The following is a 22,360-nucleotide window of genomic DNA, read 5'->3' on the forward strand; positions in this document are numbered from 1 at the left end:
ACAACGCGAGCACTTCATGACCCAGCACCAGCCCGACCGGTTACTGATCAATAAAAACGGCGATATCACCACCGGGCTTTTCGAAGATACGGTGGCTCGCATCAACGGTCGCGACTACGACTACCGCACGCCGCTCGGCAAGCCGGCGTCCCGTCGGGCGCGGCACTTTCATTACAAGCAGTTCCAGTATTTCGGCGTGGTCAGTGATGAACTGCTGATCGGCTGCGCGTTCGCGGATACGGCGTATCTGGGCATGGTGTTCTTCTATGTGTTCGACACCCGGACCGGGGCGCTGAGCGAGCACACCTGGCGCTCGCCGCTGGGGCGGGCGCTGACGTTGAGCGATTCGCCGGTGGACGGCGAGAGCCGCTTCCGGCAGGGCAAGGTGGATATCGCCATGGGCTACCACCAGGCGCCGGGCGGCACGCGCCGGAAGTCGCTGACGGTGGCGATGCCGGGGTTGAATCTGCAAGCGGCTTTGCATGAACCGGCCGGGTATCAGCCGATGTCGCTGTGCACGCGCACCGGCATCAACGGCTGGACCTACGCCAACAAGGTGGCCGGTGTGGATGTGTCCGGGGAACTGCGTCGTGACGGCGACACGCTGGATCTGGGCACGTTGACCGGCGCCGGTGGCCACCATGATTTTTCCGCCGGTTATATGCGCCGGGAAACGTTCTGGAACTGGGCCTGTTTGTCCGGGCGGGTAAAGGGGCGCCGGCTGGGGCTGAACCTGTCCTGCGGGGTGAACGAGACCAGTGTCAATGAGAACTGCGTGTGGGTGGACGGCCGGCGGATCAAGGTGGACGGCACCGCGTTCGCGTATGATCGCGACGATCTGACACAGCCCTGGCGGGTGGACAGCCGGTGCGGCCAGGTGGCGCTACGGTTCACGCCGTTGGGCAGCCACCGCGAGCGCCTGAACCTGGGTCTGTTCGCCAGTAATTTCCAACAAATTTTCGGGCGCTTCGACGGCGAGATACGCGTCGCCGGCGAATCGCCCCTGGCCGTGCACGGGCTGCACGGCTTCGTCGAGGAGCAGTACGCCAAATGGTAGACGACCATCGCGAGAGCAACGACACCGGGCCGGCCGACGCCGGCGCACCCCATCAGCCTGAGCCGCCCCAGGGCGACGCCGTCAATGAGCGTCTGCGACGCGGCCTGTTCTGGGCGCTGCAATACTGGCGGGAGCTGTTCAATTTCCGCTTCGACAAATACATGATCATTCAGGTGATTCCGGGGGTATACGGCGTGGCGCTGACCGCCATCGGCCTGGGCCTGGTGTATCTGTGCGCGGAGGCGTTCATGGCCTCCACCTGGCGCGGTCTGTTTTTTCTGTTCGTGGGCGGGCCGCTGCTGTTTCTGTTCATGGCCACGCTGCTGCGCGCGTTGCTGGAGTTCTACATGGTGGTGTTCAAGATTTCCGAGCATGTGGATCAGCTGGTGGGGCTGCGCGACACCGTGGACCGGCTGTCCGGCATCGGCGATTCAGTGGACGAGATGGTATCGGTGACCCGGCGGATTCCGTTCTGGCGGGTGCTGGCCGGGCCGCGCCGCGGCGACATGCGGCGCAACGACAAACCCCGACCCGGCGAACGGGACGACTGACAACCGGCGCGGGGGCGCCCTGTCCGGCGTATACTGAAAGCCTCAGCGCCGAACGAGGCCCTAATCATGGAACTGCTCAAACCCCATGCCCGCGACATCGGTTTTCCGGTGCGCCGGCTTTTGCCCGCCGCCGGCCGGCAGCGCATCGGCCCCTTTATCTTTTTTGATCATATGGGCCCGTCGGCGTTCGAGGCCGGCGGCCGCAATGGCGACGTCCGCCCGCACCCGCATATCGGCCTGGCCACGGTCACCTATCTGTTCAGCGGCGCCATGGACCACCGCGACAGCCTCGGCACCGTGCAACGGATCGAGCCCGGCGCCATCAATCTAATGACCGCCGGCCACGGCATCGTGCATTCCGAACGGGTGCCCGAAGACGTGCGCCGGGACGGCATCGAAGTGGAAGGGATCCAGACCTGGCTGGCGTTGCCGGAAGACAAAGAGAACGGCGAGCCCGCCTTCAGCCATCACCCCCAGGACAGCCTGCCGCTCTACCAGAGCCGGGGCGTGCGGGCGCGGGTGTTGATCGGCGGGGCTTTCGGCGTGCAGTCGCCGGTGCCCACTGCCTCACCGGCGCTGTACGTGGATATTCAACTGGATGCCGGCGGCTCGCTGCCGCTACCGCCCAGCGATCAGGAGCGCGCCGTCTATGTGGTCTCCGGCAGCCCCACGGCCGGCGACGAACCGCTGCCGCTGCATCATGTGATGACATTGGACGGCCAACGCAGCTGGTTGCTGGAAGCGTTGGAGGAGCCGGCCCGGCTGATGCTGTTCGGCGGCGCCGCCCTGCCCGGCCGGCGCTATATCAACTGGAATTTCGTGTCATCCGATAAAAAGCGCATCGAGAAAGCCCGGGACGACTGGCGCCACCAGCGGTTCCCCGGCGTGCCCGGGGAAACCGAATGGATACCGCTGCCGGAATAAGCGGCGGCATCAGGCTTCGGTGGCGTCCAGCGCGGTGAGCAGCAAGCGCTGGTACAAGCGCTCGCGCAGGCCGTCGGTGTCCGCCAGCCCCATGCGCGCCAGCTCGGCCTGGTAGCGTTCCGCGTCGTGGTCGCCGAGCAGCGCGCGACGGCCCAGGGACAGGAAGTCCTTCTGGCTGACTTTTTCCTTGAGCCAGGTGAGTGCCTTCATCAGGCGCTGTTCGCGCTCGTCGAAGTCGGTGCCCAGCGGGAAGGTGGCGAAAGAGCCTTCGCCGCCGGTCTCCGCCACCCGGCGTAAAAATTCCGGATTGTTGTGCCGGAAGCGCTCCGGAATGCTGTAGTCCCGGCGCAGTTTGCCGGCCTCCTGGGCCTGTTCCATCAGTTCCACCTGAAAGCGGCTGTCGGCCACGTTGAGCATGGCCATCACCACTTCTTCGTCGGTCTTGCCGCGCAGGTGGGCGACCCCGTACTCGGTGATCACCATATCGCGCAGATGGCGGGGAATGGTGTTGTGCGCGTAGGAGAACAGCACATTGGACGCCGCCTCGCCGCCACGCTCGCGCCAGGCCCGGGTCATCAGGATGGAACGGGCGCCGGGCAGTTCGTGAGCCTGGCTGACGAAGTTGTACTGGCCGCCCACGCCGCTGAGCACCCGGCCGTCCTCAAGCTGATCGGAGACCGCCGCGCCCAGCAGCGTGGCGGTGAACGCGGTATTGACGAAACGCGCGTCACGGCGTTGCAGAAGGCGCAGCGCCTCGCCGCCGTAGAGGTCGTTGATGGCGTTTACCCGGGTCATGTTGATCGCCGCCCGGGTGTCGTCGTCCAGTTCCCTCAGCCGCTGATAAAAAGCCTCAGGGCCGAGGAAAAAGCCGCCGTGCATGATGATGCCGCCGTTCAAACGGTCACCGAACAGGCCTTCCAGCGCTTCCCGGGTATCCGGGTGGTCCAGGTCGTTGGGCACGCTGTCGTCATTGGGAAGCCGCAGGTGGCTGGCTTCCACCACCACCCCGGCGCGCAGCACGCCGAAGCGGGTCAGCCGGTCGAGCTGTTCCGGCGTCATCGGTGACGATACGCCGCCGTCCTGACGCAGCGCGTCCAGCAGCGACAGATCCGGCCGCGCCTGCGGGTGCGCCAGAACGTAGCGCTGCAGCGCCGACCAGTCGTACACCGGACGGCGGATGATGCCCTCGTCGATCAACCGCAGCAGACCGTGGGTCATCATCTCGCTGCAGCCGTAGAGGCCCTGGTCGAAACGGCCGGTGCCGCCTTCGCGCTCGATCAGCGCCCGGTGTTCGTCGGGCAGGTCCAGTGCTTTCAGCAGGGCGCGGTAGTTATCGTTGTGCTGCTCGCGGCGCAGGGTGTGATGCACCAGGGCGTCGCCCAGGGCGCCGATGCCGATCTGCAGCGTGCCGCCGTCACGGACCAGGGAGCTGGCGTGCAGGCCGACGAAATGGTCCTGCAGATTGACCGGCATATTGGGCGTGCTGAACAGCCGGGTATGGCCCTGGGGATCATCCAGCAGGATGTCCATGTCGGCGAGCCACTCGCCCACCCGCGCGTCGTTTTCCATGAACGGCAGATCGCGGTGCACCTGCCCCACGGTGACGATGGTTTCACCGGCGTCGCGGCGGGCCTTGAGCATGGGCAACAGTTCCAACGTCACTTCCGGGTTGCAGGAGAAACTGTAATCGTTGCCGTTCTCGCCATCGGCCCCCGGACGGCACGCCAGCAATTGCGCCACCACGTTCACGCCGCGCGCGTTCAGGTCACGGGCGGCGTGGGTGTAGTTGACGCTGATGTAATGGCGTTGCGCGCTGTTGCTGCCCAGCATGCTGCCCGGCTGAAAGAAAAACTCGAACACCCGAATGTTGTCGGGCAGCTGATCTTTCTTGGCGGCCTTCAGGTAGTCGAGCTCTTCATAGTCGCCGAACACCCGCTCCGCGAAGGGCTCCAGAAAACGCTTTTCCAAATCGCTGCCGGCGCCGGGCCGGCCCAGTGACAAAGCGGTATAGATGTCCAGCCGGACGTCCGGGTTTTCCGTGGCCCGCTGATAGAGCGCATTGACCAGACGGTTCGGCTTGCCCAACCCCAGCGGCAGCCCCAGCCGTATCTCACCACCGGTGAGTTCGATGATCCTGTCGGCCGCTTTCAGGGCATCGTCCATTTGCTCGGGCACGGCGTTCTCCTTATCGGTACGTTTTCAATGGCCGGCGGTGCGCGACACGGCGCTGACCAGCACCACGCCGACAATAATGAACAGCATACCCAAGACCGCGGGCAGGTCGGGTAACTGTTTGAAAAAGATGGCGCCGGAAATCGCGATCAAGACGATGCCGGCGCCGGCCCACACCGCATAGGCGATGCCCATGGGCACGGTGCGCAAGGTCAGCGACAGAAAATAAAACGCCAGACAATAGCCCACCACCGTAACCATGGACGGCCAAAGACGTGTGAACCCCTGGGAGGCGTTCAAGGCGGAAGTGGCGACCACCTCACTGAGGATCGCCACCACTAAATACCAATAGCCCATATCGGCTCCTTGCGGGCGTCGAATCAGTCCGCCAGCAGCGGCAAGCGTGTTTCAGGGGGCGCGATGCGGCGCTCGAAACGGTGCTCGCCATTCACCACCAACGCGTCCAGGGCGACGCCGTTGAGAAATTCCAGCAGCGGCACGTCCGCCGCCACCAGCCCGGCCGGGCTTTCGCAGCGCCAGGCGTAACGCGCCTGGAATTCGGCGGGGTCCGGGGTGGCCGGCGGCATCAGGGTGGTGGTCGCCTCCTCCCGGGTCACCGTGCAGCCGGCTTCCGCCGCCGGCACCAGCACATTGTCGGCTTTGCCGAGCCGCGCCAGCGCCTCGGTGACCGCGATCTTTTCTTCGTCGCTCTCCGGCCGGTGGCTGAAGCCCACCACTTGGTCGGCGGGCAACGTCAGGCGCGCGATCAACGCCTGGCCCTTGCGGGCGATTTCCAGGTCACCGGCGGCGCGGTCGCCCTCGGCGGCGGCACCGGTGACGGCGAGATTCAACACCATGACAGCGATAAATAGACGCATGATCCTTCCTCGTTTCCATTCCATGGCAACCGGGCTCAGGCACTGGCCACGTCCGCGAGCCCGAGATAAATACGCCAATGCTCCAGCCAGCGCGTCGGGGTGCCGGCGTCCTCGCCGGCGGCGATCACCACCAGGCGGCTGTCCTCGTCGCCGCCGGGCCAGGCCGGCAACGGCGCCACCTCCACCGCCTGGCCGGCCACCGCCTGGATCAGCAAAGGCCCGTCCAGCTTATCAATGGCCACCAGGCCCTTCAGGCGCACCAGTTCGTCGCCGGCCTCGGCACGCAGTGCCGCCAGCGCCTCCTGCAGGCGATCATAGGCGATCCGCCCGCGCCAGCGTAGACCCGACGGATGCAGGTGGTGGCCGCGCCGTTCCGGCCGTGGCGCCAGGGTGGCCACCGCGCCGGCCGGCGCCAGGGCACCGGTGATCCGGCACTGGCGGGGGAAATCCCGGTCCAGCAGCCCGGCGTCGGCGCTGGCCGCGTCGTCCACCCCGGCGCGGGGGTTAAGACGGCGCAACGCGTCGACCAGGGCGCCGCGTTGCGCCGCCGTCGCCCGGTCGGTCTTGGTCAGCAGCAGTTGGTCGGCGGCGGTGACCTGCTCCAGGGCTTCCGGGAAGCGGGCCAGTGCCGCCTCGCCGGCCACGGCATCCACCGTGGTCAGGATTGAGCGCAGCGTGAAGCGCTTGCGCAGCCAGGCGTCCTGCTCCAGCACGGCGGTCACGCCGAACGGATCAGCGGCGCCGGTGGTCTCCAACAGCACCGCCGAAAACGGCGGCAGATCGCCGCCGGCCTGGGCCATGTAGAGATTGCGCAAGGTGGTGCGCAGGGTGCCCTGCACGGCACAGCAGACACAGCCGCCGGCCAACAGGCTGATCGGCGCGCCCACGCGCCGGGCCAGATCCTTGTCGATGCCGATCTCGCCCAGCTCGTTAATCACCACCGCCAGGTCGCCGCGCTGGTCGAGCCAGCGGTTAAGCAGGGTGGTCTTGCCACTGCCCAGGAAACCGGTCAGCACCACCAGCGGGATCGGCGCCGTCATTGGCTTTCGCGGATCGCCCAGGGCAGCGCCTGACCGGCCATGAACGGCACCATGTCTTCACCGGCGGCGGTGACCGTCTCCGGCACGGCCCAGTCGCGCCGCTCCAGGGTCACGGTGTCCGGGTTGCGCGGCAGCCGGTAGAAGTCGGCGCCGAAATGGCTGGCGAAGCCTTCCAGCTTGTCGAGCGCTCCGTGGCGGTCGAGAAAGGACGCGTACAAAGGCAGCGCCGCCCGGGCCGAGTAGCAACCCGCGCAGCCGCACGCCGCTTCCTTCTTGTCGCGGGCGTGGGGGGCGGAGTCGGTGCCCAGGAAAAAGCGCGGATGCCCTTCCAGCACCGCCTGCTGAATCGCCTGCTGGTGGGTGCGCCGCTTGAGGACCGGCAGGCAGTAGTTGTGCGGGCGCACGCCGCCGACCAGCAGGTCGTTGCGGTTCATCAACAGATGCTGGGGGGTGACGGTGGCGGCGGTCAGGTCGCCGCCCTCGCGCACGAAGTCCACGCCTTCCGAGGTGGTGACGTGCTCGAACACGATACGCAGCGCCGGGAACCGTTCCCGAATGTCGTTCAGGTAGCGGTCGATGAACACCCGCTCGCGGTCGAAGATGTCGATTTCCGGCTCGGTCACCTCGCCGTGCACCAGAAACGGCAGATCGTGCTTTTCCAGTGCCTCGTAGAGATGGTGAATGCGCGCCGGGTTGGTGACGCCGCTGTCCGAGTTGGTGGTGGCCCCGGCCGGGTACAGCTTGAAGGCATGCACAAACGGGCTTTGCGCCGCCCGTTCGATCTCCTCCACCGGGGTTTCGTCGGTCAGATAGAGCACCATCAGCGGCTCGAAATCCACGCCCGCCGGAATCGCCGCCAGGATGCGCTCGCGGTAGGCCTCGGCCAGCGCCACGGTGGTCACCGGCGGCGTCAGGTTGGGCATCACGATGGCGCGGCGGAACACCCGCGCGGTGGCGGGCACGGTTTCCTCCAGCATGGCGCCGTCGCGGAAGTGCAGGTGCCAGTCGTCCGGGCGGGTCAGGGTCAGAGTATCGGTCATCAGCGCGCCCTCAACGTTCCACCGCCAGGGCGACGCCCTGACCGCCACCGATGCACAGGGTCGCCAGGCCCTTCTTCACGTCGCGGCGCTGCATTTCGTGGAGCAGCGTTACCAGCACCCGGCAGCCGGACGCGCCGATCGGGTGGCCCAGGGCGATGGCGCCGCCGTTGACGTTGACCTTGTCCTGGTCCCACTCCAGGTCCTTGCCCACCGCCAGGGACTGGGCGGCGAAGGCTTCGTTGGCTTCGATCAGGTCCACCTGATCCAGGGACCAGCCGGCGCGCTCCAGGCAGCGGCGGGTGGCGGACACCGGGCCGATGCCCATGATCGCCGGATCCACGCCGGCGCTGGCCTGACCGGCCAGACGGGCGAGGATCGGCAGGCCCAGCTGGTTGGCACGCGCTTCGCTCATCAACATCACGGCGGCGGCGCCGTCGTTCAGCGCCGAGGCGTTGCCGGCGGTGACGGTGCCGTCCTTTTTGAAGGCGGCGCGCAGGCCGCCCAGGGACTCGGCGGTGGTGTCGCCGCGCGGCTGCTCGTCGGTGTCGACGATCTTCGGGTCGCCCTTGCGCTGCGGTACTTCCACCGGCGTGATCTCATTCTTGAAGCGGCCTTCGTTGATGGCGGCCGCCGCCTTCCGGTGGGAGGCCGCCGCGAAGGCGTCCTGGGCTTCCCGGCTGAGGCTGTATTTCTGCGCCAGGTTCTCGGCGGTGATGCCCATATGGAAGTCGTTGAAGGCGTCCCACAGGCCGTCCTGGATCATGGAATCCACCAGGCTGGCATGGCCCATGCGCAGGCCGGTGCGCGCCTTGGGCAGCACATAGGGGGCCAGGCTCATGCTTTCCTGGCCGCCGGCGATGATCACGTCGGCCTCGCCGCAGCGGATCGCCTGGCTGCCCAGGTGCACCGCTTTCAGGCCGGAGCCGCACACCTTGTTGATGGTCATGGCCGGCACTTCGTCGGGCAGGCCGGCGAAGATCGAGGTCTGCCGGGCGGTGTTCTGGCCGGCGCCGGCGGTGAGCACCTGGCCGAGGATCACTTCGCTGACCGCGCCCGGCTCCACGCCGGTGTCCGCCAGCAGGCGGCGCACCACCGCTTCACCGAGTTTGGTGGCGGGGACGTCCGCGAGCCCGCCCTGGAAGCGGCCGATGGCGGTGCGGGTGGCGGCGACAATGACCACGTCTTGCATGTTGTTCTCCCAAGCTAAGATTCATGAGCAGCTGTTAACCGCGCATGGTAACACGGCCGCCGGGGCGCCCCCATTGCGCTGAACGCGAAAGGCCGTTAGGCTTCAAGCATCGATTTTGGAGATTCCATGGCCGCAGCACTGCTCGACAACCTGATGCTTGTGAACACCGCTTCCGCGGTGGCGCTGGCTGCTGCCTGCTATTTCTACGGATATTGGTTTAGCCGCGCGCGCGTCTGACCTCTATCCGGTCAGGCGCCCGCTTCGGGACGCCTGCCGTAGAATCCTGAAACCCCGGCTGGTCGTCCCGCCGGGGTTTTTTCGTTTCAGGATGATCAAAATTAAGGAAGTTGCTATGAACGCCAGTCTTGCCGCCGTCACCGCCGACGACTCTTCGACACCCGCGTCGGGGACCGTGAGCCGCCGTCTGCCCAGCGCCCGGCAGCTACGCCAGACGCTGCCCGTGGACGCCGCCCTGGGCACGCGCATCGCCGCCCAGCGCCAGGCGGTGCGCGACATCCTCAACGGCGAGGACGGTCGCCTGCTGATCGTCACCGGCCCGTGCTCGCTGCACGACCCGGAGGCGGCGCTGGAATACGGCCGGCGGCTCGCCGCCCTCGCCGACCGGGTCAGCGACCGTGCCCTGCTGGTGATGCGCGCTTACGTGGAGAAGCCGCGCACCACGGTGGGCTGGAAAGGGCTGCTCTACGACCCGCACCTGGACGGCCGCCAGGATCTGGCGGAGGGCCTGCGTCTGTGCCGGGAGCTGCTGCGTGATCTGGCCGGCCTGGGCCTGCCCCTGGCCAGCGAGCTGCTCAGCCCGGTGGCGGCGAGCTACCTGGAAGACCTTCTCAGCTGGGCGGCGATCGGTGCCCGAACCACCGAATCCCAGATCCACCGGGAGCTGGTCAGCGGCCTGTCGCTGCCGGTGGGCTTCAAGAACGGCACCGACGGCGGCATCGCGGTGGCCCGGGACGCCATGCAGGCGGCCGCCCACCCACACGCCCATCTGGGCGTCGATGACGAAGGTCACCCGGCGCTGCTGGAAACCGCCGGCAACCCGGACACCCACCTGGTGTTGCGCGGCGGCCGGGGCGGCCCCAACTACCACGCCGAGCAAATTCAGGCGGCGCGCGAGCAGCTGGCGCAGGCCGGGCTCAACCCGCGTCTGATGGTGGACTGCAGCCACGCCAACAGCGGCAAGGACCCGCGCCGCCAGCCGCTGGTGGCCCGCGACCTGATCCAGCAGCGCCGCGACGGCGAGCGCGCCATCGCCGGCGTGATGCTGGAAAGCCACCTGCACGACGGCAGCCAGCCGCTGGCCCACCCGCTGCGCTACGGCGTGTCGATCACCGACGCCTGTCTCGGCTGGGGCCAGACCGAAGACCTTATTGGTGAGTTAATCGAAACTCCCTGACTTCGCGCATCAGCAAACCGGCCTGACTCTCCAGGGTCTCCGCGCGCTCCGCGGCGGCGGCCACCAGGGTGACGTTCTGCTGGGTGACCCGGTCCATTTGCGACACCGCCAGGCCGATCTGCTCGATGCCCCGGGTCTGCTCGGCGGAAGCGCCGCTGATGCGCGCCATGATCGCCGATACCCGCTCCACCGCGGCGACGATCTCGGCCATGGTGTCGCCGGCCTGGGCGGCCTGCTCCGAGCCGCGCGCCACCTCGGCGCCGGAGTCGACGATCAGCGTGCGGATTTCCTTGGCCAGCCGGTCGCTGTTCTGCGCCAGCAGCCGCACTTCCTCGGCCACCACGGCGAAGCCGCTGCCGTGCTCGCCGGCCCGCGCCGCCTCCACCGAGGCGTTTAGCGCCAGAATATTGGTCTGAAAGGCGATCCCTTCGATGGACCCGACAATCTGCTCAATGCGCTGGGAGCGTGTTTCGATCAGCCCCATGGTGTCCACCACCCGTGCCACCGCGTCGCCGCCGCGGGCCGCCACGCCGCCGGCATCGCCGGCCAGCCGGTGGGCCTGGTCGGCGTGCTCGTCGTTGTCTTTCACGGTGGCGGTAAGCTGTTCCATGCTGGCGGAGGTTTCCACCAGCGACGCGGACAGTTGTTCAAAGCGGGTGGAAAGATCGGTGTTGCCCCGTGTGGTTTCCACCGCCGCGTCCTGAATCCGTTCGCTGCTGGTGCGCACCTGCCCGACGATGGCGGCCAGGCTGCCCTGCATGCGCGCCAGGCCGGCGTAGAGGCGCCCGATATCGTTGTTGCCGCGTGGCGGAATCGCCTCGGACAGGTCGCCGTCGGCGATCCGGTCCAGGTGCCCGATCACGTTGCGCAGGGGCCGGATCACGTTCACCGTGACCCCCCACAACACCGCCGCGACCATCAGCAGCGCGGCGAGCACCGCCGCCACCATGGCGGCGTCCAGCCGTTGCACGCGGCGGTCGAAACGCGACACCAGCGCATTGGCGGCGGCCCGTGAATCGGCCAGAAAAGCGTCCGCGGCGTTGATAAAATCCTGGCTCATGCCGTTGAGCCGCGAGCGCCCGGAGCGGTAGCCGGCGAAGTCGCCCTCACGGAGCAGCACCAATTGCAGCCGCAGGCCCACGTCCGTGAGCCGGTCCATGGCGTCGGACAGCGGCACCACGGCCTGCATCGCCGCGCCTTCGCCGGTCATCGCAAGAAAGTTTTCAAAATGCCGCTGTGCATGTTCGATGAACGCCGCCGCCTGATCCAGCACCGGCCCGGGTTCATCAAAGGACGGCACCCGCACCAGCTCGGCGGCGCGGTCCATGGCCACCTGCGCCTGCAGCAGGTTGATATAGGTACGCTGCAAGGCGCCCGCCCGCTCCACATGGGTCTGATTCAACGTCTCGAACGATTGCCGGCTCTGGTGGCTGGTGTAAATGCTCAGCCCGCCGATCAGCAGAATAATCACACTGAACGCCAGCAGCACCAGGCTCCAACTCGTCTTCACCGTCATGTTGTTAAGCCGATTCATTGGCTTTCCCCCAGCTCATGAACAATGGCTGGAAAGGCTAGCCGCAAACCATGAAGGAAAGACGACAAAGTGACTTTTTGTTGTTTTAAATCAATGTTTTAGCGCCGAGAACCAAACTCTGAAAATTGATAAAAAAGCGGAAAGAGTATCGGCCAGAGTTCTCATTTCTTTAGAAAAAGCAAAAAGTTTTCGCGAACCTTTCTACGGAGCCGGGTTTGTGCGAGCGGGCCTCGCCCGCGAAAGGGAGCGAAGCTCCCGGCAGGATCCCAGAGACATCTCCAACGTCAGCACCAACAACGTCTCTGGCATCCCGCCGGCCGGCGTTGCCGGCCTTTCGCTTGCAGGCAAGCTCCCACACTTAGTTGCAGCCGCCGGCGTTGTCGTAATCACCGTCCACCACGGTGTTGATCCACTGCCGCATCAGGGCGGTGGCGCCGTCGTGGGCGACGCTGCGCGCGATCGGCGGCATCATCCGTTGCGGGTCGTTTTCCGCCTCCATGCGGCAGGAGACGATGGAATCGTCGCTGCTGCCCGGCACCACCACGTGCTGGCGGCCGCAGGACCCGCCGCCGGTGGCGGTGGGCTTCTTGCAGATGCCGTAACCCGCGTCCACGGCGCGGAACACGTCCAGGTAATACCCGGTGTTGGACGCGGCGCCCTTGTCGTTGTGGCAATGCTGGCAGTTCACTTCCAGATAGGCGCGCAGGCGGTGCTCGATGTCCGCCGGTGAGTTGGCGGTGTCGCCGCCGTCGCCGGGCACGTTCCAGCGCGGCAGCCGCTCCACGTTGGTGGCCACGCCCTGCCCGTCCAGTTCCAGCTCCGGGGCGCCGGCCAGCAGGCCCTGATCGACCCAGTACTGCAGCTGGTTAACGCGCGGGAAACCGGCCTGACCGGCGGTGCCCATGAAGCTGCTTTCCGGCTGGTAGGCGCGGTTCAGGTTGCGCGGCTTGGGGCCGATCGGCGCGCTGCCGGCGGGCCGGTCGTCGTTGCCGTGGCAGGTGATGCACTGGTTGGCGTTGGGCACCGAATAGCTGTCGGTGGACCCGGTGATCAAAGTGCCGGTGTCGGCGTCGCGGAAGTGCCAGCTCGCCGCGCGGCTGCCGCCGCCGGGGGTCAGCACCGCCACCGGTTCACCCTGGTCGTTCTGTTCCCAGATGTAGGGCAGCCCGGCCCAGAACGCCTTGCCGCTCTGGCTCACTCTCTTGATCAGCAGCCGGGTTTCCACCAGCGCTTCGCTGTTGTTGGCTTCGTCGGTGAAGGCGAAGGTCTTGGCGATCACCGTGCCTACCGGGAAGTCGATGGTGCCGTTCACGTTGTTGCCGCCCTGCCCGTCGCGGTAAACCGCCTGTTCGCCGGGGGGCACGAACAGCACCCGGTACTTGGTGGCGTGGTCGGAGAACAGTTTGCTGTTGAGCACGTAGGGCACGCCGCCTTCGTGGGGCAGGCTGCGCGGGTCGTCCGCTTCGGCGAACAGGTTGTACTGGGACAACAGCGGGCAATCCACCTCGAAGGCCGCGCGGTTGATCTCGCCCTCTTCCACTTCCGCCTCGCAGAGATGCGCGATGTATTCCTCGGAGGCGGCCGGGTCGAAGTCGCCGCTGGGCTCGAACGGCGGAATCTCCACCCTCGGCAGGGACGGCAACACGCTGCCGAAACGGGCCTGGCAGTCGTGGTCGGACAGGTTGGTGTCCGACGGGAAGTTGAGCAGGCCGCCGACGATATCCAGCAGGCCGCCGGGGGTGAGGATGGACAGGTCCTGGTCGACCAGGCCGATCACCAGTTCCAGGCCGTCGGTGCCGTGGAAATTCAGGTAGGGCGCGCTGTCGTCGGACAGTTCGTTGTCATGGATACAGGAACCCCAGCGCGGCAGCTTGCGGTTACCCTGGTCGTCGAACTTGTAGGCGTTGTAGTGGCAGGACGGGTTGGGGTGCTGGTTGGTGTGCAGCGGCTTGCCGTGCTCATCCTGGGGTACCGGGTTGCCCTGGGCGTCCACCGGATAGGGGCAGTCCTCGTCCAGCTCGTCACGCAGGCCGTCCCAGATGATGTGCGCGCCCTTACCCAGGTTGGCCAGGTTCTGCAGGCTGGAGAGCAACTGCGCCGGGTCGTTGATGGTGGGCAGGTTCTTCAGGCCGATCAAGGTCGGCAGCACGCTTTCGATTTCCCCGTTGAGGGTCTTCTCCAGATCCGGCGGCGGCAGGTCGTAGCCGGAATTGCGCATCACGTTGTCGTGGATGTGCAGCCCTTCGGTGTAGGGGTCGAGTTTTTTGTCGGCGGTGCCGCCGGGGCCGTCGATCAGTTCATAGCTGATATAGAGCACCGCGGCGGTGCTGTGGTCCTCGAAAACGTTATCCACCACCTCGATGTTGTCGTAACCCAGGGTGATAAAGCCGACGCCGCGCGGCACCACCGATACCAGACCGCTGTGGGCGAAGTTATAGGTGTTGTTGTTGCGGGCGGTGTTGTTGAGCATCACCGAGGTGTCGCCGTACTGGGTGATGTTTTCCAGATCGTAGATCAGGAAGCCGCCGGTGTTGCACTCCGCCAGGTTGGAGTCGTATTCACCGCCCTGGACGTTTTCGATCTCGAAGCCCATGACGTTATACACCGCCCGGCTGTCGCGGATGATGGCGGTGTTGGTCTGGCCCACGTAGATGCCGGCGTCGGAGGCGCCCACGGACTCCGATTCCTCCACCAGAATGTTCTCCGACTCCACCGGGTAGATGCCGTAGCGGCCGCTGTCGGAGCTGGGCACGTAGTCCGGGGCCGGGTCGCCCTCGTTGAACGGCGGCGCGGTGCAGGCCACGTTCAGGCGCTGCGGGTAGTTGTCCTCGGTGATCGGGCCGCCGCCACCGGACCAGATCGCGCGCACGTTGCTCAGCGTGCCCCATTTGACGCCCTTGAGCTTGAAGGCGTCGCCGGGGGAGTCGAGGATGGTCAGATCACGCACGGTGATGCCGCGCACGTTGAGCGCTTCCAGGCCGGTGACGTTGGCGCTGTCGCGGAACGACAGCACGGTTTTGTCCTTGCCGCAGCCCTTGATCAGCACGTCCTCGGTGGCCTGGATCAGCAGGCCCTGGTCCAGATTGAAATAGCCGCAGGCGAATTCCAGGGTGTCCCGGGGGCGCAGCTGGATCATGGCGTTGACCATGTCCTCGGTGGCGCCTTCGCCGGGCTCAATGAGAAAAGTCCGGCCCTCGGTGAAGCGGTCCGGTTCTTCTTCCTCGGGCTGGTTGGGCGCCGGCGACGGCGTGGCGCCGCCGTCGCCGCCGGAGTCACCGCCGCAGCCGCTCAGTGTCAGCCCCAGCATCAACGTCAGTAGCGCTAACCAGGATGTGTTGCCGTTCATGGTCGTTCCCCTGTTGGTGTTGGCCGCCCCGTTCATCGCGGGGCCTGCTCCAGTCTTTCCCACATGCGCAAATAGGCTTCCGCGGAGGTGAACAGCTGGTTCACCGCGTCTTCGATCTGCTCCCGGGGGCGGTCGCTGTTGGCGATCATGTCGGCGATCTGATCCGCATAGAGGCCGTAGTGCGCCACGCCCCTGCCCTCGTAGAGGCTGAATTCGTGGTCGCCGGTGCGCTGCACGTCGAAGCGCACACGGCCGTCCACGGATTGGAACGGATACAGGTCGTCGTGCTGGTCCTCGGTGCCCGGGTTGCTCGCCAGCTGCGCGATGCCGTTGACGTCCGAGGCGAAGCCGGCGCCGCCGAACGGCCCGACCTTGAGCGCCTCGTCACGGGGGCGCTGGCCGTCGCGGGTCAGTTCGTCCACCCAGGCGCCGCGCACGCTGCCGAACGAGGCCGCCACGCCACCCTGGGAGGCCACACGGTCGCGCAGCGCTTCGGTGCCGCCCCAGGCGCCGTGGCTGTTGATCACCGGGTAACCGCGCCGCCCGGTCAGTTCGAGAATCTGTTCCGCCGCCTTGCGGCTGATGTGGTCGGTTTCGATCATCATGCGGCGCTTCATCAATTCCTCGATCAGGAAGAAGCCCAGGTCGGACAGGCCACGGCTGTTGCAAAGATGGTCGGTGCCCCGGCGCGGGTCGTATTCCGCCAATTGCTCCGGTGTGGCCGGGAAGCGGTCGCCGACGTAGTCGAGCTGGAACAGCAACTGGTCGATGAGGCCCAGCGGCGCCAGCGGGTCCGGCAGGGACGACGCCGGCGGCGCGTCGTCGCCGTGGTCGTGGGCGCAGGTTTCGAATTCGATGGTGTGGCCGGTTTCCAGAATGTTCCCCGCGTAGAGCACCGGACCGATGCCGATGCCCGAAGACAAATCCGGCAAATGGCCGCCGAAGGCGTTGTCGAATTTGTGCACCGGGAACAGGCTGCGCACGTCCATGGCATAGAGACGGTCGAGCCGCTCGACGATCTGCTCGCGGGTGCATTCCGGCGCGCCCAGGAACTCGCCGCAATTGAGCACCTTGGAGGCCTCCACGCCGAGGATCACCGCCATCTTGCCCTCGCCGATCACGTCCCGGGCCTGGGCCGGATCGGTGACGATGCGGAACCAGCCCTCGCCGGGGCCGCCGTGCTGGGCGTCAATATAGTCCTGCATGGCGTGCATCTGCTCGGCCTGCATTTCGATCGCCGCCATGGTGTCGCAATCGTTCTGCTTCTGGGGGTTGAGCTGACACAGCACCTGGTTGTGCACCAGATGGTTGACCAGGATTTTCAGACCGGCGAGGTGGGCCCGCTCGATCCAGCGGTAGTAACTCTGGTGGTGCTGCAGCGAGTCGTGGCGCGGCCAGAACTCATAGCCCGGCCAGCCTTCGGTGGCGTGGGGCCCGGGGCTGCTGGTGACCTGCTCCACCAGACCGGTGAGTCCCTGGGGGCCATGATTGACGGCGCAGTCGTCCAGGGCATGATCGACACCGAAGGGATGGAAAGGGTCGCCGTAATTCACCCGGCCGCCGATGAACTCATAGGCGGAAATATGGCTGTGCGCGTCGACGAAGCCGAACACGTCATCGTCGTCCAGCCCTTCCACGTTCTGGAAACGGGGCACCTCGCGCAGATAGTTGGCCGGGCCTTGCTCGGCCACGGTGGCGTTGAGCTCCGCTTCCGGATAGGCGTCACAACCCTGCGCGGGGAGCAGGTGGAAACGGTTGGCTTCGCTCTCCAGCGACGGTGAGGCCAGAGTCAGCGCGTCCTCGCCCACGGTGAGCAACAGCCCGGTGGCGTCGGAGGCCACCGTGAAGGTCTCGCCTTCGCTGCGGTTGAGATTCCACACCGCCAGATCACTGGCCTGGTCCACCTTGCCCAGCGTGGGCCGCGGGGTACGGTCGCCGAGGCGCGTGCCCGCCACCTCCAGGCTCTCGCCCAGTTCCCGCAGCACGCCCCCCAAGGGCGCCACCGGATCCAATACCAGGTTCAGGGTGTCGCCCAGGCCGGCGACCAGGTAGCTGACTTCCGCGATCAAGCGACCGCCGCCGTCGAGCAGCTCGCCGGCCGGGTCGGAGATACCCAGCAGCTCCTTGTCGCCGGCCTGGCCGGGATCGCGGCGGTAATCGGACAGCAGCAGATAGGAACCCAGTGCCGTGGGCTTCATATAAAACGACGCCGCCCGACCGGGGTCCAGGGTCACACCGTAGCGCCCGTCCAGACCACTAAGGTAGCGCCCGTCGGCGTACAGGTGGTAGCAGCCATTGGCGAACTGAAAGCGGTTGAGGGCCTGGGGTTCGGGTTCCGGTTCGGGTTCGGTGGGCGGCTCCGGCTCCGGTTCCGGCTCGGAGGGCGCCGGCGGGTTATTCGCCTGTCGGTCGTCCGACGAGGACGAACCGCCCCCACAAGCGGTAAGGCCGAGAGCCAAAAGCAGCAGCAACCAATAAGTCGACACACGACGCACGCCTTTCACGGTCATAGCACCTTCCTGTTCTTGTTTTATTGGTACGTTTGTACAACTTATTACCGTGAAACGTTGTGGCGTTATTGTGAACGATTGGTGAACGGGCCCGCGGCACTCAAGTTTTCCGCCCTTCCGCCGAGAAATGCGTTGGATGGCGCCGTGTTGGCGGCTATGGCATATTCGAAAAAAGGCGATAGATAGTATGTATACGGCGCGCCGTATTACCGCGCCGCGCCATGCGGGGAGGGGGACCCTGATGCAGGACAAGGGGATGTCAGAGACGGAGCGGGCCCGGCTGGAAAGCCTGGCCAGCTACAATATTCTGGACAGCGCCCCGGAACACGAATACGACGACATCGTGCAGCGCGCGGCGGCGCTCTGCGAGTGCCCGATCTCCACCGTCACCCTGGTGGACCGTCACCGCCAGTGGTTCAAGGCGTCCGTCGGGCTTGATATCCGGGAAACCGAACGCGACATCGCGCTCTGTGACCACACCATTCGCGGCACCGGCCCTCTGATCATCCCGGATACCCGGCTCGACCACCGCTTCGCCGATAACCCGGTGGTCACCGACCCCAACGGCATCCGCTTCTACGCCGGCGCCCCGTTGGTCGCCCCGGACGGTCAGGCCCTCGGCACACTCTGTGTCATGGATCACCGGCCCCGGCATCTGAGCGAGGCCGAGGCGAACTATCTGGCGCTGCTGGCAGACCAGGTGATGATGCATTTGGAGCTCCGCCGACAGAATCAGCGGCTACAGGACGCCGTCGACGAACGGAACCGCGCCCTCCATAAGGCCGAACGTCGCGCCGCTCATTTGGAGGAGTCGCAACGCATCGGCCGGATCGGCAGTTGGACCTTCCATCTGGATAGTCAGACTCTCAAGTGGTCGGAGCAGACCTTCCGCATCTTCGACCTGTCCCCGAAAGACTTGGACGGCCGCTTCGAGCGTTTTCTGCAATGCGTGCACAACGACGACCGGCGCCGCCTGCTCGACTACCGCAAAGATGCCCTCGCCGGCCACACCCCTTTGGATATTCAGTACCGCATCAATTTACCCCAAGGTGGACAACGCCACTTGCATGAGCGTGGAGAATTGCATAAGGACAATCACGGTCGGCCGATGTATCTGCAGGGCACGGTTCAGGACATTACTGAGCTCAAGACCTTTGAAATGCAACTGCAACACACCCAGCGACTCACCGGCATCGCCGGGAGGCTGGCTCGGGTCGGCGCCTGGAGCGTGGATGTGGGCTCCGGGCAGGTTTCCATGTCACCGGAAATTCTCGCTCTGCATGACCTTGGCAACGACACACGCATGGCCCTGGAGGATTCGCTCAGTTTCTATGCCCCGGAGGACCAACCCAAGGTACAGTCCCTGTTCGCCGCCTGCGTCAAGCGGGGGCAGCCCTACGACGAAGAACTAAGGGTCGTCACCGCCACCGGACAGCCATTCTGGGTACGCGCTCTGGGCGAACCCGTGTTTGATGAGGTGGGCAAAGTCGTCCGCGTCGATGGCGCCTTCCAGGACATCAGCGAACAGCGCAATGCCGCCAATGCTTTACGCGAAGAAAAAATCCGCTTTGAGGCCGCCGCCCGCGCCACCGCCGATGCGATCTGGGACTGGAACACGTCCACTGACCGGTTGTGGTGGAGCGAAGGCATGGAAACCCTGTTCGGCTACAGTGCCGAAGACCTGGAACGGGACAGCCGTTCCTGGACCACGCGCATTCATCCGGACGACAAAAAGCGCGTGCTCACCGATATTGAAAGGGTCATTTACAGCCAGCAGCAGAAATGGGAAGCGGAGTACCGCTTCATACGCAAGAACGGCAGCGTGGCCTATGTGTCGGATCGCGGCTACGTAATCCGCGATGAAAACGGCGACGCCCTGCGTATGGTGGGCGGTATGAGCGATGTCACCGAGCGCCGCCACTTCCTCACCAATCTGGCCCGACAGGCCGCCCTGCTGGATAAATCCCGCGACGCCATCATGGTGCTCGATCTGGATCGCCGTATTACCTATTGGAACCAGGCCGCCGAGGGCATCTACGGCTGGCGCCAGAGCCAGGCCCTGGGACAGCGCATTGATGAGGTGCTCGGCGAGGACCCGGATGTCCTGAAAGCCGCCACCCGGGAGCTGCTGCTCAGCGGCCAATGGGCCGGCCGCCTGGCCAGCCACGGCGTGAACGGCAAAACCGTGATCTCAGACGCGCGCTGGAGCCTGGTCGCCGACGACCACGGCCAGCCGGACGCCATCCTGGCCATCAACACCGACATCACCGAACATCTGGCGCTGGAGGAGCAGCTCCAGCAGTCGCAGCGGTTGGAAGCCATCGGTCAGCTGACCGGCGGCGTCGCCCATGATTTCAACAACCTGTTAACGGTGATTCTGGGTAATTCCGAGTTACTCGAAGAGCAACTGGAAGAGGCCTCGCCATTACGGGCTTCCGCGGGCTTGATCCGCGGCGCGGCGGAACGGGCGGCGGAGCTGACGCGCCGGCTGCTGGCTTTCGCCCGGCGCCAGCCACTGGCCCCGCAGATCGTCGACGTCAACGAACTGATTTACGGCCTTACCCCCCTTCTTCGCCCCTCGCTGCACGAACATCTGGAGATCGATATCGTGCCTTGCCCGACGCCCTGGCCGGCGTTCATTGATCCGGGGCAGCTGGAGTCGGCGATTCTCAATTTATGCCTCAACGCCCGCGACGCCATGGACGGCGGAGGCTGCATCGTTCTTGAAACCGCCAACGTCAGCCTGGACCAGGATTACGCCAACCGCCATTCCGAAGTGGTGGCCGGCGACTACGTTCAGGTGGTGGTCTCGGATACCGGTGCCGGCATCCCCGAGACCACATTGAAACAGGTGTTCGACCCCTTCTTCACCACCAAGCCCAAGGGCAAGGGCACCGGCCTGGGTTTGAGCATGGTGTACGGTTTCGTTAAGCAGTCCCGCGGCCATATCAAAATTTACTCCGAGCCGGGTGAAGGCACCACGGTAAAACTCTACCTGCCCCGGGCGGACCGTGAGCGGCAGGAGCCGCTTCCACCGGCTTGCCCGGTGCGGTTTACCAACCGCCAGGAAACAGTCCTTGTCGTGGAAGACGACGACGAGGTGCGCGACCAGGCCGCCCGACAACTGCGCGAGCTGGGCTACCGGGTGATCAGCGCCGCTAACGGCAATGACGCCCTGGAGTGGCTTTCCGAACAGGAAGTCGATCTGCTGTTCACCGACGTGATCATGCCCGGCGGCCCGAACGGGCCGGAGCTGGCGCGGCTCGCGCGGCAGCGTCTGCCCGAGCTGCCGGTGCTCTACACCTCCGGCTACACTGAAAACGCCATTGTCCACCACGGCCGTCTGGACCCCGGCGTGCATTTATTGGAAAAGCCCTACCATAAGACGGATCTGGCGCAAAAGATCCGCGACGCTCTCGACGAGGTGCCAAGATGACGCCGCCACAAAAATCAGAAACGATACCTCGGCTCCTGGTTCTTGATGACGACCCAGACATCGGTCAGACGGTTTGCAGCATGGTCTCGAGCCTGGGTTACCAATGCCAGGTCACCACCCTGCCGGACACTTTCTTCGAGATACTCGACACCTGGCAGCCCACCCACATTCTGCTCGACCTGGTGATGCCAGCGATGGACGGCGTGGAAGTAATCCGCCATCTCGCCGAGCGTCACTGCGACGCAGGCCTGATTATCTCCAGCGGGCTGGGCAGCCGGGTCATCGATGCGGCCGGCAGGGCCGCCAGCCAGCACCGGTTGCACATGACCGGTGTGCTCCCCAAACCCTTTTCGATCCGCGATCTGCGTGCTCTGCTGGGCCAGCAACCGCCGCCAAGCCGCCAGCCGCGCCAGGCTCCGGTGAGCCCCGAGCAGGACATCACCCCGGCAATGCTCGCCGACGCCATCGATAATGACCAGATCCGCCTGATGTATCAGCCCAAGGTCAGTTGTGCCGAGGGCAATCCTGTTGTCGGGTTCGAAGCGCTGGCCCGCTGGCGGCACCCCCAGTGGGGGCCCATCGCCCCGGACCGCTTTATTCGCCTCGCCGAACGCGAAGGGTTGATCGAGCCCCTTACCCGCAAGGTAGTCGTCCAGGCCTGTGCCGCTATGGCGGCCCTGTTACGAAGTGGCGGAGCGAAGGCCGAGCACTGGACCATGGCGGTGAATCTGTCCGCCTCCTGCCTGACCCGGTTCGATATGGCGGATAAGCTGGTGGTCCTGTGCCGACGGTACGGTCTGGAGCCGCGCCATTTAACGCTGGAACTCACCGAGACGGCGGCCATGGAAGACGGCGTGCTGGCGCTGGACCTGCTCACCCGGCTGCGCATGAAAGGGTTTCAACTGGCGATCGACGATTTCGGCGTGGGGTATTCCTCCATGGTGCAGTTGGCCAAACTGCCGTTCTCCGAGTTGAAGCTGGATAAAGCCTTCGTCATCGCGGCGGACCATTCCCGGGAAGCACGCACCATTATCAAATCGGCGGTGGATTTGGGGCACCAACTGGATCTGAAGGTGATCGCCGAAGGGGTGGAAACCGACGCGGCTCTGGCGTTCCTCCGCGAAACCGGGTGCGATTTCATGCAGGGGTACTATATTGCGCGGCCGATGGAGGGAGAAGATATTGGGGGGTGGTTGGAGGACCGCGAAGGGCGCTGCTGAGAGGCCTGGGCGCGCTGGGGCGCGCCGAGAGGGAGGGATTGGCTCGCTG

General features: G+C 65.7%; 15 protein-coding genes. 6 read left to right on the forward strand and 9 right to left on the reverse strand.

What is annotated here, in order from left to right:
- The first annotated feature begins 16 nt into the window (after positions 1 to 16).
- The 3 genes from ACMG4O_RS12845 to ACMG4O_RS12855 all read left to right on the forward strand — a co-directional run bounded on the left by ACMG4O_RS12845 (position 17) and on the right by ACMG4O_RS12855 (position 2,532).
- Complete coding sequence (locus ACMG4O_RS12845) at positions 17 to 1,057, forward strand: DUF2804 domain-containing protein (protein WP_142949656.1); 1,041 nt, start codon at positions 17 to 19, stop codon at positions 1,055 to 1,057.
- Positions 1,051 to 1,608, forward strand: a complete 558-nt coding sequence (locus tag ACMG4O_RS12850) for a DUF4282 domain-containing protein (protein WP_194855365.1) — start codon at positions 1,051 to 1,053, stop codon at positions 1,606 to 1,608. Before ACMG4O_RS12845 ends, ACMG4O_RS12850 begins: the two co-directional genes overlap by 7 nt.
- Before the next feature lie 66 nt (positions 1,609 to 1,674).
- A complete protein-coding gene (locus tag ACMG4O_RS12855) occupies positions 1,675 to 2,532 on the forward strand; it encodes a pirin family protein (RefSeq protein WP_414433897.1) in 858 nt (285 codons plus the stop codon).
- Between the two features lie 9 nt (positions 2,533 to 2,541).
- On the opposite strand, the gene ACMG4O_RS12860 is transcribed toward ACMG4O_RS12855, so the two are convergent.
- Genes ACMG4O_RS12860 through ACMG4O_RS12885 form a run of 6 tightly spaced genes read right to left on the reverse strand, consistent with a single transcriptional unit; the run spans position 2,542 to position 8,851 of the window.
- A complete protein-coding gene (locus ACMG4O_RS12860; protein WP_414433898.1) occupies positions 2,542 to 4,707 on the reverse strand; it encodes an acetyl-CoA hydrolase/transferase C-terminal domain-containing protein in 2,166 nt (721 codons plus the stop codon).
- A 24-nt stretch (positions 4,708 to 4,731) separates the two neighbouring features.
- A complete protein-coding gene (locus tag ACMG4O_RS12865) occupies positions 4,732 to 5,061 on the reverse strand; it encodes a DMT family transporter (protein ID WP_067609163.1) in 330 nt (109 codons plus the stop codon).
- Positions 5,062 to 5,084: 23 nt separating this feature from the next.
- Positions 5,085 to 5,582, reverse strand: a complete 498-nt coding sequence (locus ACMG4O_RS12870; RefSeq protein ID WP_414433899.1) for a ZrgA family zinc uptake protein — start codon at positions 5,580 to 5,582, stop codon at positions 5,085 to 5,087.
- A gap of 35 nt (positions 5,583 to 5,617) precedes the next feature.
- Complete coding sequence (locus ACMG4O_RS12875) at positions 5,618 to 6,622, reverse strand: CobW family GTP-binding protein (protein WP_370202031.1); 1,005 nt, start codon at positions 6,620 to 6,622, stop codon at positions 5,618 to 5,620.
- Positions 6,619 to 7,662 carry a dihydroorotase gene (gene pyrC / locus ACMG4O_RS12880; RefSeq protein ID WP_370202032.1) on the reverse strand — a complete coding sequence of 348 codons (1,044 nt, stop codon included), beginning with the start codon at positions 7,660 to 7,662 and terminating at the stop codon, positions 6,619 to 6,621. Before pyrC ends, ACMG4O_RS12875 begins: the two co-directional genes overlap by 4 nt.
- 10 nt (positions 7,663 to 7,672) lie before the next feature.
- Positions 7,673 to 8,851: an acetyl-CoA C-acetyltransferase gene (locus tag ACMG4O_RS12885; RefSeq protein ID WP_142949650.1), complete on the reverse strand. Its 1,179-nt coding sequence runs from the start codon at positions 8,849 to 8,851 to the stop codon at positions 7,673 to 7,675.
- 352 nt (positions 8,852 to 9,203) lie between these two features.
- On the opposite strand from ACMG4O_RS12885, the gene ACMG4O_RS12890 reads away from it, so the two are divergent.
- Positions 9,204 to 10,265 (forward strand): 3-deoxy-7-phosphoheptulonate synthase, encoded by a 1,062-nt coding sequence (locus ACMG4O_RS12890; protein ID WP_414433900.1) that lies wholly within the window; start codon positions 9,204 to 9,206, stop codon positions 10,263 to 10,265.
- On the opposite strand, the gene ACMG4O_RS12895 is transcribed toward ACMG4O_RS12890, so the two are convergent.
- The 3 genes from ACMG4O_RS12895 to ACMG4O_RS12905 form a co-directional block, all read right to left on the reverse strand.
- Positions 10,237 to 11,799 (reverse strand): methyl-accepting chemotaxis protein, encoded by a 1,563-nt coding sequence (locus ACMG4O_RS12895; RefSeq protein ID WP_414433901.1) that lies wholly within the window; start codon positions 11,797 to 11,799, stop codon positions 10,237 to 10,239. The genes ACMG4O_RS12890 and ACMG4O_RS12895 overlap by 29 nt on opposite strands.
- A gap of 358 nt (positions 11,800 to 12,157) precedes the next feature.
- Positions 12,158 to 15,145 carry a parallel beta-helix domain-containing protein gene (locus ACMG4O_RS12900; RefSeq protein WP_414433902.1) on the reverse strand — a complete coding sequence of 996 codons (2,988 nt, stop codon included), beginning with the start codon at positions 15,143 to 15,145 and terminating at the stop codon, positions 12,158 to 12,160.
- Positions 15,146 to 15,177: 32 nt separating this feature from the next.
- Positions 15,178 to 17,655 (reverse strand): hypothetical protein, encoded by a 2,478-nt coding sequence (locus tag ACMG4O_RS12905; protein WP_414433903.1) that lies wholly within the window; start codon positions 17,653 to 17,655, stop codon positions 15,178 to 15,180.
- A gap of 256 nt (positions 17,656 to 17,911) precedes the next feature.
- Here ACMG4O_RS12905 and ACMG4O_RS12910 point away from each other — a divergent pair, with 256 nt between their 5' ends.
- Together ACMG4O_RS12910 and ACMG4O_RS12915 are read left to right on the forward strand one after the other, a co-directional pair.
- Positions 17,912 to 21,091, forward strand: a complete 3,180-nt coding sequence (locus tag ACMG4O_RS12910) for a PAS domain-containing protein (protein WP_370185344.1) — start codon at positions 17,912 to 17,914, stop codon at positions 21,089 to 21,091.
- The gene (locus tag ACMG4O_RS12915; protein ID WP_142949644.1) at positions 21,088 to 22,311 is read left to right on the forward strand and encodes an EAL domain-containing protein; all 1,224 of its coding nucleotides are present in this window, start codon (positions 21,088 to 21,090) and stop codon (positions 22,309 to 22,311) included. The genes ACMG4O_RS12910 and ACMG4O_RS12915 overlap by 4 nt, the downstream gene beginning before the upstream one ends.
- Positions 22,312 to 22,360 lie beyond the last annotated feature (49 nt).

This window comes from Alloalcanivorax venustensis (assembly GCF_047495515.1).
Taxonomy (GTDB): domain Bacteria; phylum Pseudomonadota; class Gammaproteobacteria; order Pseudomonadales; family Alcanivoracaceae; genus Alloalcanivorax; species Alloalcanivorax venustensis.